General features: G+C 67.0%; 15 protein-coding genes and 1 tRNA gene. 10 read left to right on the top strand and 6 right to left on the bottom strand.

Annotation, left to right across the window (positions count from 1 at the left end; genetic code table 11):
- Nucleotides 1-145: 145 nt before the first annotated feature.
- The 4 genes from NV2_RS04965 to NV2_RS33050 all read left to right on the top strand — a co-directional run bounded on the left by NV2_RS04965 (nucleotide 146) and on the right by NV2_RS33050 (nucleotide 2,474).
- Complete coding sequence (locus NV2_RS04965) at nucleotides 146-808, top strand: lysophospholipid acyltransferase family protein (RefSeq protein WP_067869956.1); 663 nt, start codon at nucleotides 146-148, stop codon at nucleotides 806-808.
- Between the two features lie 282 nt (nucleotides 809-1,090).
- Complete coding sequence (locus tag NV2_RS04960) at nucleotides 1,091-1,687, top strand: 50S ribosomal protein L25/general stress protein Ctc (protein ID WP_067869953.1); 597 nt, start codon at nucleotides 1,091-1,093, stop codon at nucleotides 1,685-1,687.
- A gap of 22 nt (nucleotides 1,688-1,709) precedes the next feature.
- A complete protein-coding gene (gene pth / locus NV2_RS04955) occupies nucleotides 1,710-2,288 on the top strand; it encodes an aminoacyl-tRNA hydrolase (protein WP_067869951.1) in 579 nt (192 codons plus the stop codon).
- Nucleotides 2,289-2,315: 27 nt separating this feature from the next.
- A complete protein-coding gene (locus NV2_RS33050) occupies nucleotides 2,316-2,474 on the top strand; it encodes an ADP-ribosylglycohydrolase family protein (RefSeq protein ID WP_168436053.1) in 159 nt (52 codons plus the stop codon).
- On the opposite strand, the gene NV2_RS04950 is transcribed toward NV2_RS33050, so the two are convergent.
- A complete protein-coding gene (locus NV2_RS04950) occupies nucleotides 2,446-3,636 on the bottom strand; it encodes an aminotransferase class V-fold PLP-dependent enzyme (RefSeq protein ID WP_067869948.1) in 1,191 nt (396 codons plus the stop codon). The two genes, NV2_RS33050 and NV2_RS04950, sit on opposite strands and share 29 nt — an antisense overlap.
- A gap of 232 nt (nucleotides 3,637-3,868) precedes the next feature.
- Here NV2_RS04950 and egtA point away from each other — a divergent pair, with 232 nt between their 5' ends.
- From egtA to egtD, 4 genes are all read left to right on the top strand, one after another.
- Complete coding sequence (gene egtA / locus NV2_RS04945; protein ID WP_067869946.1) at nucleotides 3,869-5,155, top strand: ergothioneine biosynthesis glutamate--cysteine ligase EgtA; 1,287 nt, start codon at nucleotides 3,869-3,871, stop codon at nucleotides 5,153-5,155.
- Nucleotides 5,156-5,226: 71 nt separating this feature from the next.
- On the top strand, nucleotides 5,227-6,564 hold the full coding sequence (gene egtB / locus NV2_RS04940) for an ergothioneine biosynthesis protein EgtB (protein ID WP_067869943.1): 1,338 nt from the start codon (nucleotides 5,227-5,229) through the stop codon (nucleotides 6,562-6,564).
- Nucleotides 6,564-7,376: an ergothioneine biosynthesis protein EgtC gene (gene egtC, locus NV2_RS04935; RefSeq protein ID WP_067869940.1), complete on the top strand. Its 813-nt coding sequence runs from the start codon at nucleotides 6,564-6,566 to the stop codon at nucleotides 7,374-7,376. The genes egtB and egtC overlap by 1 nt, the downstream gene beginning before the upstream one ends.
- Nucleotides 7,373-8,344 (top strand): L-histidine N(alpha)-methyltransferase, encoded by a 972-nt coding sequence (gene egtD, locus NV2_RS04930; protein ID WP_067869937.1) that lies wholly within the window; start codon nucleotides 7,373-7,375, stop codon nucleotides 8,342-8,344. Before egtC ends, egtD begins: the two co-directional genes overlap by 4 nt.
- Nucleotides 8,345-8,360: 16 nt before the next feature.
- Here egtD and NV2_RS04925 read toward each other — a convergent pair whose 3' ends face one another.
- The 5 genes from NV2_RS04925 to NV2_RS04905 all read right to left on the bottom strand — a co-directional run bounded on the left by NV2_RS04925 (nucleotide 8,361) and on the right by NV2_RS04905 (nucleotide 12,388).
- Nucleotides 8,361-8,996, bottom strand: coding sequence for a DUF2461 domain-containing protein (locus NV2_RS04925; protein ID WP_067869934.1), 636 nt, complete (start codon nucleotides 8,994-8,996; stop codon nucleotides 8,361-8,363).
- Nucleotides 8,997-9,069: 73 nt separating this feature from the next.
- Complete coding sequence (locus NV2_RS04920; protein ID WP_245662447.1) at nucleotides 9,070-9,387, bottom strand: hypothetical protein; 318 nt, start codon at nucleotides 9,385-9,387, stop codon at nucleotides 9,070-9,072.
- A gap of 288 nt (nucleotides 9,388-9,675) precedes the next feature.
- A complete protein-coding gene (locus tag NV2_RS04915; protein WP_067869931.1) occupies nucleotides 9,676-10,656 on the bottom strand; it encodes a ribose-phosphate diphosphokinase in 981 nt (326 codons plus the stop codon).
- Nucleotides 10,653-12,143: a bifunctional UDP-N-acetylglucosamine diphosphorylase/glucosamine-1-phosphate N-acetyltransferase GlmU gene (glmU, locus tag NV2_RS04910; RefSeq protein WP_067869928.1), complete on the bottom strand. Its 1,491-nt coding sequence runs from the start codon at nucleotides 12,141-12,143 to the stop codon at nucleotides 10,653-10,655. The genes NV2_RS04915 and glmU overlap by 4 nt, the downstream gene beginning before the upstream one ends.
- Before the next feature lie 174 nt (nucleotides 12,144-12,317).
- Nucleotides 12,318-12,388, bottom strand: a tRNA-Gln gene (locus tag NV2_RS04905).
- A 241-nt stretch (nucleotides 12,389-12,629) separates the two neighbouring features.
- Between NV2_RS04905 and NV2_RS04900 the strand changes: the two genes are divergently transcribed.
- Together NV2_RS04900 and NV2_RS04895 are read left to right on the top strand one after the other, a co-directional pair.
- Nucleotides 12,630-13,271, top strand: coding sequence for a TetR/AcrR family transcriptional regulator (locus tag NV2_RS04900; RefSeq protein ID WP_174550554.1), 642 nt, complete (start codon nucleotides 12,630-12,632; stop codon nucleotides 13,269-13,271).
- A 221-nt stretch (nucleotides 13,272-13,492) separates the two neighbouring features.
- Nucleotides 13,493-14,140: a TetR family transcriptional regulator gene (locus NV2_RS04895; protein ID WP_067869922.1), complete on the top strand. Its 648-nt coding sequence runs from the start codon at nucleotides 13,493-13,495 to the stop codon at nucleotides 14,138-14,140.
- Nucleotides 14,141-14,157 lie beyond the last annotated feature (17 nt).

Here is a 14,157-nt window from a genome sequence, read left to right as displayed (position 1 = left end):
GCGAACCGGAGGGTCGGGCTGTGCGGCGCTCGGTGGTGGTCTCACCATCGGTGGCTGCCACCCGGAGGTGCAACGAATCCGAGTTGTAGACAGTGTCTACTATGCTTCTGTAGACACTGTCTACGAGAGAGGTGCCGAGGGAAGTATGTGGTATTGGCTGTTGAAGTTCGTGCTGGTCGGGCCGGTATTGCGCCTGCTGGGCCGTCCGCGGGTCGAGGGGTTGCACCACGTTCCCGCCGACGGGCCGGTGATTGTTGCCGCCAACCATCTGGCGGCGATCGACTCGCTGTATCTCGCGCTGGTCCTGCCGCGGCGCATCACCTTTCTGGCCAAGAGTCAGTACTTCGACGAACCGGGGTGGCGTGGCCGGCGTAACCGTTGGGTCATGACGGCGACCGGGCAGGTGCGGGTGGATCGGACCGGTGGTTCGGCCTCGGCCGATGCGCTGGCGGCCGCCGCGGGGATTCTGGAATCCGGCGGCGTATGGGGCATCCACCCCGAGGGCACCCGCTCCCCGGACGGGCAGGTCTATCGCGGCCGGACCGGCGTGATCCGAGTGGCGATGCGGACCGGTGCGCCGGTGGTTCCGGTCGCACTGACCGGTACCGACCGGGTGAACCGTCGCGGCCGTCGCCTGTTGCGTTTCGGCAAGGTGCGCATCGTGTTCGCTCCGGCGCGCCACTTCGAGCCGATCGATCGGTCCGCGGTGCGTGCTGCGACCGACGATCTGATGGCGGAGTTGGCGATGCGATCCGGACGGCGATATATCGATTGCTATGCCGCGACCTTCCGGGCGGAATCGGCCTGATTCGGCGCGGTTGCGGTGCGAATTCCGGCGGTCGAAATATGGCCTGCTTTATCGCATCAGGGGCTTGTGCGGGGCGTATTCGGTCACATGCTATTGTTCTCGGGTTGTCTCGGCGAGGGTGTCGTACCCAGTGCACACCGTGATCGGCGCGACTCGGCTTCCGGCCGTTGTCGTGCGGTCGTCGCCCGACGAGCAGACCCTTTTGTCAGGGCGTCCGAATTCCGGACAGTACCTGGCCAGTACACCGTCCGCCCCGGTAAGCCGTAGGAGAGAATTCCAGTCATGTCCGACGTCAGCGTCCTCGAAGCCCAGACCCGCACCGAATTCGGCAAGGGCGCAGCGCGCCGCACCCGTCGCGACGGCAATGTGCCTGCCGTGCTGTACGGCCACGGTGAGGCCCCGAAGCACCTGGCCGTCAACGCCCAGGCCTTCGCCGCGATCCTGCGTGAGCACGGCACCAACGCGGTCGTGGACCTGGAGATCGACGGTAAGAAGCAGCTGGCCATGACCAAGTCCGTGGTCGTGCACCCCATCCGCCGCTACATCGAGCATGCCGACCTGCTGATCGTCAAGCGTGGCGAGAAGGTCGTCGTGGATGTGCCCGTTTCGCTGACCGGTGAAGCCGGCCCGGGCACCCTGGTCCGTCAGGAGCTCAACGCCCTGTCCCTCGAGGCCGATGCCCTGAGCGTGCCCGAGACCATCGAGGTCTCGGTCTTCAACATCCCGGCCGGCACCCAGATCACCGCCGGTGAGATCGCCCTGCCGCAGGGTGTGGCGCTGTACGGCGATGCCGAGCAGCTGGTGGTCAACATCATCGCCGCGCCGACCGCCGCCGAGACCGAGGGTGAGGCCGAGGCCGAGGGCGAGGCCGCCGAATAATTCGGCGTGCCGTTCATTCTCGATGACCGAATCGAATGTGCCGACGCTCGTCGTCGGTCTGGGTAATCCCGGGACCGAATACGAACGCACTCGGCACAACGCCGGTTTCCTGGCCGCCGATGTGCTCGCCGAGCGCATCGGCGGCCGGTTCACCGTGCACAAGAAGTCGGGCGCCGATCTGCTGGAGGCCCGACTCGACGGCCGGAAAGTACTACTGGCCAAACCGCGCACCTATATGAATCTCTCCGGACGGCCGGTCGCGGCACTCGCGCGATTCTTCTCCGTGCCGCCGACCGAAATCATCGTCGTCCACGACGAATTGGATCTGCCGTTCGGCAGTATTCGACTCAAGCGCGGTGGCGGCGAAGGTGGCCACAACGGTTTGCGTTCGATCTCGAATGCGTTGTCCACCAAGGATTATCTGCGGGTACGTTTCGGCGTGGGCCGCCCGCCGGGCCGTCAGGATCCCGCCGATTATGTGCTGAAGCCGTTCTCCGCGGCCGAACGTAAAGAAGTTCCGGTACTGGTCGAACAGACCGCCGACGCGGTGGAGTTGTTACTCCGTGCCGGGCTGGAATACGCGCAGAATCAACTGCATTGAGCTGCGAGCGTCTGCCATGATGCGTCGGTGCAGGGCCACACACTGATCTACGACCGGTTCCGCGGCGTATTACTCGGCGGAGCGGTCGGTGACGCGCTCGGCCGGCCGATCGCATTGGTGTACGGCGACCGGGTGCCGCTGGCGGACCGGTATCCACTCAGCGCGCGAGATCGGCCACCGCGGTGAGGAAACGGTCGAGTTCTGCGGTATCGACGAAGCAGTGCGGTGAGGCGCGGACCACCGAGTCGAGTCCGCGCGCCGACATGTCCAGCAGCGTCGATCCGCTGTGACTCACGGTCACCGTGATATCGGCTTGTCGCAATTGCTTCCACACCTCGACCGAATCGCGACCGTCGACGGTGAACGACACGATGCCGGCATGGGCGGTGCCGAGGTCGCGCAGCGTCACCCCGGTGACGGCACCGAGCCCCTCGCGCAGCCGGCGGGCATGCGCGGCAATCGTGGCGAACACCGCATCGGGGCCGACGTCGAGCAGGTACTGCACGGCGGCACCGAGACCGAGCCGCGCCGCCACATCGCATTCCCAGAATTCGAACCGCGTGGCGCCTGCGGCCAGGCGGTACTCCTGCGGTCCGGTCCACGACGCGCTGTGCAGATCCAGCCGGCTGGGTTCGAGCTCCCGGCACACCTGCGGGCGGACGTAGAGAAAGCCCGTCCCCCGCGGGCCCCGCAGCCATTTGCGGCCCGTCGCCGACATCGCGTCCACCCCGAGTTCGGCGACATCCAGCCGCAGCTGGCCCGCCGATTGGCATGCGTCCAGCAGGACCAGCGCGCCGACCCGGTGCGCGATCCGGGTGGCTTCGGCGACCGGGTTGACCAGGCCGCCGTTGGTCGGCACATGGAGCAGCGAGACGATCCGCACTCGCTCGTCGAGCATCGAGTCCAGTGCTGCGAGGTCCAGTTGCCCGGTCTCGTCGCTCGGAATCGCCTCCACGGTCGCGCCGGCCGCCCGCGCGCGCTGCAGTGCGGCGATCGCATTGCTCGCATAATCGGATCCGGAGATCAGGATGCGGTCGCCGGGGACCAGCGGTACGGCGTAGAAGAAGTCGCTCCAGGCGCGGGAGGCGCTGTCGCTGAGCGCGATCGCCGTGGGGTCGGCGTTGATCAGGGTGCCGATCGCCGATTTCACCCCGGCCAGATCGTCGAGGCGTTCGGTGGCGGCGCGATACCCGCCGATCTCGGCTTCACGCCGCAGATGCTCGATGACGGTGTCGAGTACGACGCGGGGTGGGAGTGATGATCCGGCACTGTCGAGAAATACCGGCGGCTCCCCGGTGCGGTCGGCGTAGGCGGGGGTATCGGCGCGGATGCGGGCGGTATCGAGCACCCGATCGACGGTAGGCCATCGGGACCGCGCAGGTCCGGATTCAGGGGCCTCGACGCCGGGGATGACCACCTTATTCACCTTTTCGACCGGTTACGTGTCGGTAGGCGCGGTTACTCTGGTTCGAGTCGGCGGAAGATCCGGGATCGGTCCTCCGCCGCACGACTACACGCAAGGGCCGGCAGGTGGGTCGGCCGGACGCGGTGGGTGTCCCGCGGGACGAGCGGAGGTAGGCATGGCGGTAACGGTGGATAGATCACCGGCCGAACCGGGTGTCGGCCTGTCCTCGCGTGCCGCTGCGGAGGCATATGTGGGAGGTGTGTGTTTCAAACAAGGTCCGCCCTCCTTGATCGGTGCCGAACTGGAGTGGCTCACCGTCTGCGGTGAGTCGTCGGCGCCGGACACGCGTCCCCGGCCCGCGGTGCTCGCGGAGGCGCTCGGACCCTACGCACCGCGAACCATCGCCCCCGGCTCTCCCGCCAAGCCCCTGCCGGGTGGCAGCCGGATCACGCTGGAGCCCGGCGGGCAGATCGAATTGTCCAGCGCCCCCTTCGACGATGCCGCGCAGTTGTGCGCAGGGCTGCTCGCGGATTCCCGCTTCCTGGCCGGGCTGCTCGAAACACGTTCCATCCGAACCGTATCCGCCGCCGCGGACGCCGATCGACGGGCCCGCCGGCTGCTGCGTCTCCCGCGTTATCACGCCATGGAACGTTCGTTCGCCGGCATCGGGCCCTACGGCAAGCTGATGATGTGCAATACCGCCGCCACCCAGGTCAGTGTGGATGCCGGCGGTGACCGCCCCGAAATCACGGCCCGGTGGAACACCCTGTACGCCATCGGACCGGCGCTGGTGGCTGCCTTCGCCTGCTCCCCGGACCTGCACGGCGCTCCGACCGGAACCTGGGCCTCCCAACGCATGCGCACCTGGCTGCGCCTGGACCACACCCGCACCCGCCCACCCGTCCGTACCTGGGGCGATCCGGTCGCCGAGTACGCCCGGTGGGCGCTGGACGTGCCGCTGCTGTGCGTGCGCGGCGGTGAGAACGAGGCCGACTGGTCGGCGCCGCCCGGCGCGAGTTTCGCCGACTGGCTGTGCGGTGCGCTCGACGACGAGATCGGGCGGGCTCCGGAGGTGGCCGATCTCGACTATCACCTCACCACGCTGTTTCCGCCGGTGCGCGCCGCCGGCCATCTCGAGGTCCGCTATCTGGACGCGCAGCCGGGGGACCGGTGGACGGTGCCGATTCACGTGCTCGACGCGCTGATGTCGGCGCCGGAGGTGGTGACCGAGGCGGCCGCGGTAGCCGAGCCGGTCGCCGGTGAATGGTCGCGCGCCTCGCGCTGCGGGCTGGCCGAGGCGCAGATCCGCTCGGTGGCAGTCGACCTGCTGACCCTGGCAGCGGACAACGCGCGCACCGGCATCGCAGCCGGGCAGATTGCGGACGCGGTCCGCCGCTGCCGCGACGCACGCACACCCGACGGAGTGAGCACGCGTCCCACACTCGAACCGGATACACAGTGACGACATGACGACCCACGCACACCGCGCTCGGTGCGACGAGGCCGCCGGGCACGACCCCTGGGAGAACACCGATGACCGTTCACGCCGGAACAGACCACGCCGCAACGCAGCGTTTGCGCGGTGCGATCGAAGCCGTCCTGACCAGGGCGCGTGAGCGCACGACCGCCCTGACCGAGGCGGTCGACGAGGCCGACCTGGTCGCACAGCACTCCCCGCTGATGAGCCCGCTGGTGTGGGATCTGGCCCATATCGGCAATCAGGAGGAGCTCTGGCTGGTCCGCGACGTCGGCGGCCGGGAGCCGGTCCGGGCCGATATCGATCACCTCTACGACGCCTTCCGGCATGCCCGTGCCGACCGGCCGGCACTGCCGCTGCTCGACCCGACACAGGCCCGCGGCTATGTGCACACCGTGCGCGACAAGGTCTGGGATGTGCTCGAGGCCAGCCCGCTGGCCGGGCATCGGCTGGTGCACAACGGTTTCGCCTTCGGCATGATCGCCCAGCACGAACAGCAGCACTGCGAGACGATGCTGGCCACCCATCAGCTGCGCCCCGGCACCCCGGCGCTGTCGGCCACCGCCCCGCCCGCGGCCCGTGTGCCGGTGGGCGAGGAGGTGATCATCGCGGCCGGGGCGTTCACCATGGGCACCAGCACCGATCCGTGGGCGTTGGACAACGAACGTCCCGAACACCGCGTCGAGCTGCCCGGATACGCCATCGACGCGGCTCCGGTGACGAATGCGCAGTATCAGGCATTCATCGACGACGGTGGATACGAGCGCCCCGAGCTGTGGTCCCGGCGCGGCTGGAAACACCGCCTCGACGCCGGGCTCACGGCACCGCAATTCTGGCAGCGCGACAGTGACGACACCTGGTGGCGCACGGTCTTCGGCATTCTGAGCCCGGTGCGGCCGCAGCAGCCGGTGGTACACGTGTGCTGGTTCGAGGCCGAGGCCTACGCCACCTGGGCCGGAAAGCGGTTGCCCACCGAAGCCGAATGGGAGAAGGCGGCACGCTACGACCCGTACACCGGGCGCTGCCACCGTTACCCGTGGGGGGATACCGAACCCGACGAGAACACCGCCAACCTCGGTCAAGTGCATCTGGAACCCGCCGACGTCGGGGCCTACCCGACCGGTGCCTCACCCGCCGGGGTGCATCAGTTGATCGGCGACGTGTGGGAGTGGACCGCCTCCGGATTCGAACCGTATCCGGGGTTCGAGGCCTTCCCGTACCGCGAGTACTCGGAGGTGTTCCACGGCGGCGACTACCGGGTGCTGCGTGGCGGGTCGTTCGGCACCGATCCGGTGGCTTGCCGCAGCACCTTCCGCAATTGGGACCACCCGATCCGCCGCCAGATCTTCTCCGGGTTCCGCCTCGCCCGCGACCTGCGGCCGGACGAGCGCTGATGTGCCGCCATCTCGGCTATCTGGGCCCACCGGTCGCGGTCGGTGACGTGCTCACCCGCGGCGAGCATTCGCTCCGCACCCAGTCCTGGGCGCCGCGCGATATGCGCCGTGGCGGGACGATCAACGCCGACGGATTCGGCGTCGCCTGGTGGACGCCGCAGGAGGGGGCCACCCGCTACCGCAACCCGGCACCGATCTGGACCGATCCGGCGGTGGACGAGGTGCTGCCGCAGCTGCGCTCCACCTCGGTGCTCGCCGCGGTCCGATCGGCCACTGTCGGTATGCCGGTGGAACGGAGTGCCTGCGCGCCGTTCGTCGATGGGCGGTGGGCGTTCAGCCACAACGGGGTGATTCCGGACTGGCGCCGGGTCCTGCCCGCGGTGGCGCAGGAATTCGGGGCGGACCTGACCGAGGCCGAATCGGCGACAGATTCGGCGGCGCTGTGGGTGATTCTGCATGCCGCGTTGTCCGCCGAGGAGAGCGGGCCGGGCGGGAAGGTGAGGAGCACAGGAGTCCGGCACCGTCGGACGTTGGCACGGGTGGTGCGACGCGTGCTCGACCAGGCGCCGGATGCGCGGTTGAACCTGCTGCTCGGCGATGGTGAGAATCTCTGGGCGACCAGTGTGTATCACTCGCTGTCGGTGCTCGCCGTCGACGACTCCGTGGTCGTGGCATCGGAACCGTACGACGACCATCCACGCTGGCAGCCGATTCCGGATCGACAACTGGTGTCCGTGTCACCTCGGCGTTTACATATCGAATCACTCGATGACCACGACTTCGCGGATAGTTGCGAAAGGGCCCTGACATGATCGAACCGACGCTCGACATCCATCTCACCGACAGCGACCTCGATGCGGCGCTGCGTTCGGATGCTCGCACCGGGCTCACCTCCACCCCGAAAAGCCTGCCGCCCAAGTGGTTCTACGATGCGCGCGGTAGTGAGTTGTTCGAGGCCATCACCGCGCTGCCGGAGTATTACCCGACGCGGACCGAACGTGCTCTGCTGGAGCGCGTCGTCGGCGAGATCGCGCGGACCGCCCAGGCCGAGGTGCTGGTCGAACTGGGGTCTGGTTCGGCCGCCAAGACACGATTGCTGCTGTCCGCGCTGCTGTCGGAAGGCCCGTTGAAGACCTATGTACCGCAGGATGTTTCGGTGTCCGCGCTGCGCGGCGCGGCGCAGCAGGTCGGTGCGGAATTCCCGAGTCTCGCGGTGCACGGTGTGGTCAGCGATTTCACCGACACACTGCACAACCTGCCTCGGGGTGGCCGCCGGATGATCGCTTTCCTGGGCGGCACCATCGGCAATATGGTCGCCGCCGAACGTGCGGAATTCCTCGGCGGCATCCAGCAGGTTCTCGAACCGGGGGAGCAGTTGCTGCTGGGCGCGGGACTGGTGACCGATCCGGCGATTCTGGTCCCGGCCTACGACGATGCCGCGGGTGTCACCGCCGAATTCAACCGGAATGTGCTGCACGTATTGAACTCTCGGCTGCCCGCCGATTTCGATCCGGACAGTTTCGACCATATCGCGCACTGGGATGCGGACAACGAGTGGATCGAGATGCGGTTGCGTGCGACCCGTGCGATGACTGTCACGGTCGCCGATTTGGACCTGACCGTCGATTTCGCCGAGGGGGAGCAGATGCGCACCGAGATTTCGGCGAAGTTCCGGGTCGACGGGCTCACCGCGGAGTTGGCGGCTGCCGGGTTCGACACCGAGCAGGTGTGGACCGACTCCGACGATCGCTTCGCACTGGTCCTCGCCGGACGACGCTGACATCGGTTGCCGCGTGTCAGTGGCCGACCACCGCGCCCAGCCAGTCCACCAGTGGCCGCATATCCCGCCAGGTATCGCGGATTTCGGTTGCCGCCCGCGGTGTTTCCAGCCAGTCCGGTGCGCCGAAGTCGCGGCGCACCACGAGGGACTTGTGCCGGAGCAGTTCGATGCGCGGGTGGTCGGCCGAATAACCCTTGGGTTTGGTTTTCAGTTTGTCTCCGCCGAGCTCGTAGCCCGCGGCCGTCAGTTCGTCGAGCAGCGCCTGTAGCTCGTTGCCGCGCACCTCGGTGTCGATGGTGGTGCGCAGCCGTGCCAGTTGCTCGGGTGTCATCGAGTACACCCCGCCCGCGACGAACAGCCCGGGTGCGCCGATCTGCACGTACCACCCGGCGCCCGAGGCGACGGAGACGAATGCCCCCTGATGGCTTTTGTAGGGTGTCTTGTTCTTGGAGAACCGCACGTCGCGATAGGGCCGGAAGATTTTCGCGGTACCGAACTCCTCTTCCAGTTCCGCGGTCAGCGCCGTCATCGGCGCCCGCACCGACGTCTCGTAGACGTGCTTGTGCGCGGTCCAGAAAGCCTTCGAGTTGTCGGCTTCCATATCCTCGTAGAAATCGAGCCCGGCGAACGGGAACCCGTCGAATCCGCTCATCCCGCCAACTTAACCGGCACCACGGACACCGCCACCCACGGACCTCTCCCGGCCCGTCTTTCTGGCTCCGGCCTCAGTCGCCGGGCCCGTCGACAACTTCGATAGCGGCCAGTTCGGCCGCCCGGTAGTCCTCGTCCCGCAGCTCCTGGCGATGCCGTCGCCGGGTCCACTCCTGATCGAGTTCGCTGCCGATGCCGAGCCGCCCGTTGTCGTCGTTCTCGTGATATGTGATTTCCAGGTTCGCCGGCGGATCGTAGATGTAGCGCTGGTACTCGCGAACCTCGTCGGCCTGGTCGTCTTCACCCAGGTCGTAATCGAGATCCTCGCGCTCTTCATCGCCCATCTCGAACACCTCGTCGGTTACCCGGTATCCATCGCGTTCGTCGGCCATCCGACCCACCTTCCTCGCAGGCCGAGCACATAACGAGCACCCAATGCACTCACCCCAACGCTACCGCTGATCCCCCACAAGCGTGACAAACAAACGAAACCAGCCGCCCCGACGCCAACCGAATCGAGCCGACAAACGACCGAAGCGAACCAACGGGACGACTGATCTCGCAAGCACATGGGTAACTCACCGGGCACGCCCGAAACGCACCCCGTACGCAGGGTGGGCCCGACAACCAGCCCGACCACCCACCCGACGACACGCTGAAATCGCGGAGAGGCGGGGGAGCTAGGCGTTGCCGTTGAACAGGCCGGTTACCGATCCGTTCTCGAATACCTCACGGATTGTGCGCGCCAGCAGCGGAGCGATGGAGAGCACGGTCAGGGAGGGGAACTTCTTGTCGTCGGTGATCGGGAGGGTGTTGGTGGCGATGACCTCTTTGGCGCCGCAGGAGGCGAGGCGCTCGGCCGCGGGGGCGGAGAACACGCCGTGGGTGGTGGCGATGACCACGTCACCGGCTCCCGCTTCGCGCAGCACGCGCACCGCTTCCGCGATGGTGCCGCCGGTGTCGATCATGTCGTCGATCAGGATGCAGGTGCGACCCGCGACATCACCGACCGGGCGATGCGATTTGACCTGGTTGGGCACCAGCGGGTCGCGGGTCTTGTGGATGAACGCGACGGGGGCGCCGTCCATGGCGTCGGCCCACTTTTCGGCCACCTTCACCCGGCCGGCGTCGGGGGAGACGATGGTGCAGTTCTCGGTGCTGTAGTGGGCGCGCACGTACTCCGAGAGCTGGATCTGCGCGTGCATGTGGTCGACCGGGCCGTCGAAGAAGCCCTGGATCTGATCGGTGTGCAGATCCACGGTGATGATGCGGTCGGCACCCGCGGTCTTGAGCAGGTCGGCGATCAGGCGGGCGGAGATGGGCTCGCGTCCGCGATGCTTCTTGTCCTGGCGGGCATAGGGATAAAACGGAAGCACGGCAGTGATCCGCTTCGCCGAGCCACGCTTCAGCGCGTCGATCATGATCAGCTGTTCCATCAGCCACTGATTCAACGGTGCCGGGAAGCTTTGCAGGACAAAGGCGTCCGAGCCGCGCACCGACTCCTCGAAGCGGACGAAGATCTCACCGTTGGCGAATTCGCGAGCCGTTTGCGGTGTGATCGGGACGTCGAGTTCCTTCGCGACCTGCTCGGCCAGCTCGGGGTGAGCGCGCCCCGAGAACAGCATCAGATTCTTCTGGTTGTCGGTGGAGAACGCGGTCACTCTGTGTTGCCATCCTTTTGCTCGGTTGCCTGACTCGCCCTGTGGTCGGCCGCGATCGCGTCTGCCGCCGCCTGCGCAGCGGCCGTCCCCGGACGGTATCGCTGCACCCAGCCCTCGATATTCTTCTGCGCACCACCCGACACGGCGAGCGCCCCCGGCGGAACGTTTCTACGCAGCACAGTACCCGCCCCCGAATACGCGCCGTCGCCGACCGTCACCGGTGCGACGAACATCGTGTCGCTGCCGGTGCGAACGTGGGATCCGATCACGGTGTGATGCTTGTTCACCCCGTCGTAGTTCACGAACACGCTCGATGCGCCGATGTTGCTGTGCTCGCCGATCGTCGCATCGCCGACGTAGGTGAGGTGCGGAACCTTGGAATGCGCGCCGATCGTGGCGTTCTTGGCCTCCACGAAGGCGCCCAGTTTGCCGGTGTCGCCGACGACGGTTCCGGGGCGCAGGTAGGCAAACGGCCCGATGGTGGCATCCGGTCCGATGGTGGCGCCCTGACCATGGGTGCGTACCACCGAGGCCCGCTCGCCGACGACCACATCGGTCAGCGTCGAATCGGGTCCCACCTCGGCGTCCTCACCGATCACAGTGTTGCCCAGCAACTGCACGCCCGGGCGCAGCACCGCGTCGCGAGCGATCCGCACACCGGCGTCCACCCACGTCGTCGCGGGATCGATGATGGTGACCCCGGCGCGCATGTGCCGTTCCAGGATGTAGCGGTTGAGGGTGCGGGCGGCCGCGGCCATCTGTACCCGGTCGTTGACGCCGGTGACCTTCGCGGCGTCGACCAGCCGGGCGCCGTGGACCGGATGTCCGGCCTCGCGCGCGAGTTTCAGCACATCGGTCAGATACAGCTCGTGCTGGGCGTTCGCGGTGGTGAGACGGCTGATCGTGTGTCGCAGCACGCTGACGTCGAAGACGTACACACCGGAATTGACTTCGCCGATGACCGCCTGTTCCGGCGTGGCATCGGCATGTTCGACGATCTCGAGGACCCCGCCCTCGTCGTCGCGCACGATGCGGCCGTACCCGTTGGGGTCGTCGGGGACGAAGGTCAGCACCGTCACCGCCGAGCGCGGGTGGTAGCTGCGATGTTCGTCCAGCAGTGCCGACAGGGTGTGTCCGTCCAGCAGTGGCACATCCGCGGAGGTGACCAGCAGATCGCCGGAGAAGTCCTCGGGCAGTGCCGACAGCGCGCACTGCACCGCATGCCCGGTGCCCAGTTGCTGCTCCTGCACGGCGGAGACGATCTCGCGACTCAGTTCGGTCGCAACGGAATCCACTGCGGCACCGACCTGTTGGCGATCATGGCCGACGACGGTGATCAACGCGGTCGGGTCGATCTCGTTCGCTGCGTGCAGTGCGTGTTCGAGCATGCTGCGCCCTGCCAGCGAGTGCAGCACCTTCGGTGTCTTCGACCGCATTCGGGTTCCGGCGCCGGCGGCGAGAACGACGACGGCGGTCTGCTGTGGCATGGATCTCCCTGGGCTGCCTGTCATCGTGGTGGGCTGTCGTGGCCGGCAGCAGGCCGACCGCCCACACCCTAGTGCACTCGCGCCCGGCCGCGGCGACGGTACCGGGCCTCGGTCGGCTGCGCCGACTCGGACACCGGTCGGACCGGAACACACGGATCACGACCTCGTCGCCAGCTCCGCCGCCAGGACTCGAACCTGAACTAACTGAACCAAAATCAGTGGTGCTGCCATTACACTACGGCGGATTGTCGCACCGGAGGATAACCGAGATCCACCGCTGCGCCACGGCATGCGGTCTGATCCTCGCACGCCGGCCGGTGTCTCGGCCAATTTTGCCGGTGGGAAGGCTTCAGAAAATTCTGTTCCGGGGTCCCGGGAATCGATGGGCCGGGGTCTGGAAGAGTTGTCTGTCCAACGTACAGGTATCGCAGGGAGGCGGCGGGAGCGATGACTTCGGGCGATGTGAATCGGGCGCCGCGCCCGCGGATGACGGGCACGCAGCGGCGGCAGCAGTTGATCGAGATCGGCCGGACCCTGTTCGCCGAGCGCGGGTACGACGCCACCTCGATCGAGGAGATCGCACAGCGGGCGCAGGTATCCAAACCTGTTGTCTACGAACACTTCGGCGGTAAGGAAGGACTCTACGCGGTCGTGGTCGACCGCGAGATGTCGACCCTGCTGGACATGATCACCTCGTCGTTGACCCAGAACCGGTCGCGGGTTCGTCTCGAACAGGTGGCGCTGGCGCTGCTCACCTATATGGAGGAACGCACCGACGGCTTCCGCATCCTGATGCGCGACCAGCCCGCGTCGGCCGCCGACGGCACCTACTCCAGCCTGCTGAACGAGGCGGTCAACCAGGTCGCGCACATTCTCGCCGGAGATTTCGGCCGCCGGGGCTTCGATACCAGCCTCGCCACGTTGTACGCACAGGCGCTGGTCGGCATGGTTGCCACCGCGGCCAGCTGGTGGCTCGACGAGCGGCAGCCGTCCAAGGAGGTCGTGGCCGCACATCTGGTGAACCTGTGCTGGAACGGTCTCACCCATCTGGAGGCCGACCCGCAATTGGCCTCCGAATGGCCGACCGCCGCACCGCCCGACATGGTTGGCCACGACAGTGCGGGGTAATCATGTGGATCGGGTTGAACTCCACCACGAACCCTGCCCCGAACTGGGCGCTGAGCCCAGCATTGATGAAGGAGACTGGTCTTGATGCTCGATTCCGCCGGTGACGGCCGGTCGGATGGTACGGTTCATCCAACCTTCAAGTGCTGTTCGAGCTGTGATGTCGGTCAACTTCGGGATATCGGTCTACTTCAGGATGGCTGGTTTGAGGACAGGCGGATCTGATGGCTAGGCAAGCGCGTGCGGAGATCACCCGCGACTCGGTGCTGTCGGGCGCCGCCGACGTCTTTCTGCGGCTCGGCTACGCCAACGCGAGCCTCAGCGAGATCATCTCGCAATCCAACGTCACCAAGGGTGCGCTGTACTTCCACTTCGGTTCCAAGGAAGAACTCGCTCGTGCCGTGGTGGATCAGGGCAACGACCGGCTGCGGGCAGCGTGCCAGGGCTTCTTCGACCCTCGGGTGCCCGCCCTCGAAGCCGCTGTCGGTATCTCCTATGTCGTCGCCGACCTCACCATGAACGACGCCATGGTCGGCGCGATGCTCAAACTGACCCACCAGATCGGCGACTACCGCGGCGCCTCGGGCGAGAACATCACCAAGAAGTGGGCCGAAACGCAGATCCTGCTCGCCGAACGCGCCATCGCCCAGGGCGACCTGCAACCCGAGCTGGATGCGCAGACCGTCGGCATGCTGCTGCACGAAATGAACGCGGGAGTGCACATCACCGCGGTCGGGACCGAGAGCATCGACCAGATGGCGGTCCGGATGGAGCGGATGTGGTTCTTCCTGCTACCGGCCCTGGTGCCCGAGGAGAAGCTGGCCTACTTCCGCGAGTTCGCGTCCCGCAGGCTGCGGAGATACATCCCCTGACTCGGCCTCCGATCGGC

Origin of the sequence: Nocardia vermiculata NBRC 100427 (assembly GCF_001613265.1) — a bacterium.
GTDB classification, from domain to species: Bacteria; Actinomycetota; Actinomycetes; order Mycobacteriales; family Mycobacteriaceae; genus Nocardia; species Nocardia vermiculata.
This window is presented reverse-complemented; position numbering and strand designations above follow the sequence as displayed.

Bases quoted from the DNA above. Each gene is read 5' to 3' on its own strand.
- NV2_RS04965 (WP_067869956.1), top strand. From the start codon at position 146: ATGTGGTATTGGCTGTTGAAGTTCGTGCTGGTCGGGCCGGTATTGCGC.
- egtC (WP_067869940.1), top strand. From the start codon at position 6,564: ATGTGCCGCCATCTCGGCTATCTGGGCCCACCGGTCGCGGTCGGTGAC.
- NV2_RS04895 (WP_067869922.1), top strand. From the start codon at position 13,493: ATGGCTAGGCAAGCGCGTGCGGAGATCACCCGCGACTCGGTGCTGTCG.
- NV2_RS04960 (WP_067869953.1), top strand. From the start codon at position 1,091: ATGTCCGACGTCAGCGTCCTCGAAGCCCAGACCCGCACCGAATTCGGC.
- NV2_RS04900 (WP_174550554.1), top strand. From the start codon at position 12,630: ATGACGGGCACGCAGCGGCGGCAGCAGTTGATCGAGATCGGCCGGACC.
- glmU (WP_067869928.1), bottom strand. From the start codon at position 12,143: ATGCCACAGCAGACCGCCGTCGTCGTTCTCGCCGCCGGCGCCGGAACC.
- egtB (WP_067869943.1), top strand. From the start codon at position 5,227: ATGACCGTTCACGCCGGAACAGACCACGCCGCAACGCAGCGTTTGCGC.
- egtD (WP_067869937.1), top strand. From the start codon at position 7,373: ATGATCGAACCGACGCTCGACATCCATCTCACCGACAGCGACCTCGAT.
- NV2_RS04920 (WP_245662447.1), bottom strand. From the start codon at position 9,387: ATGGCCGACGAACGCGATGGATACCGGGTAACCGACGAGGTGTTCGAG.
- pth (WP_067869951.1), top strand. From the start codon at position 1,710: ATGACCGAATCGAATGTGCCGACGCTCGTCGTCGGTCTGGGTAATCCC.
- NV2_RS04925 (WP_067869934.1), bottom strand. From the start codon at position 8,996: ATGAGCGGATTCGACGGGTTCCCGTTCGCCGGGCTCGATTTCTACGAG.
- egtA (WP_067869946.1), top strand. From the start codon at position 3,869: ATGGCGGTAACGGTGGATAGATCACCGGCCGAACCGGGTGTCGGCCTG.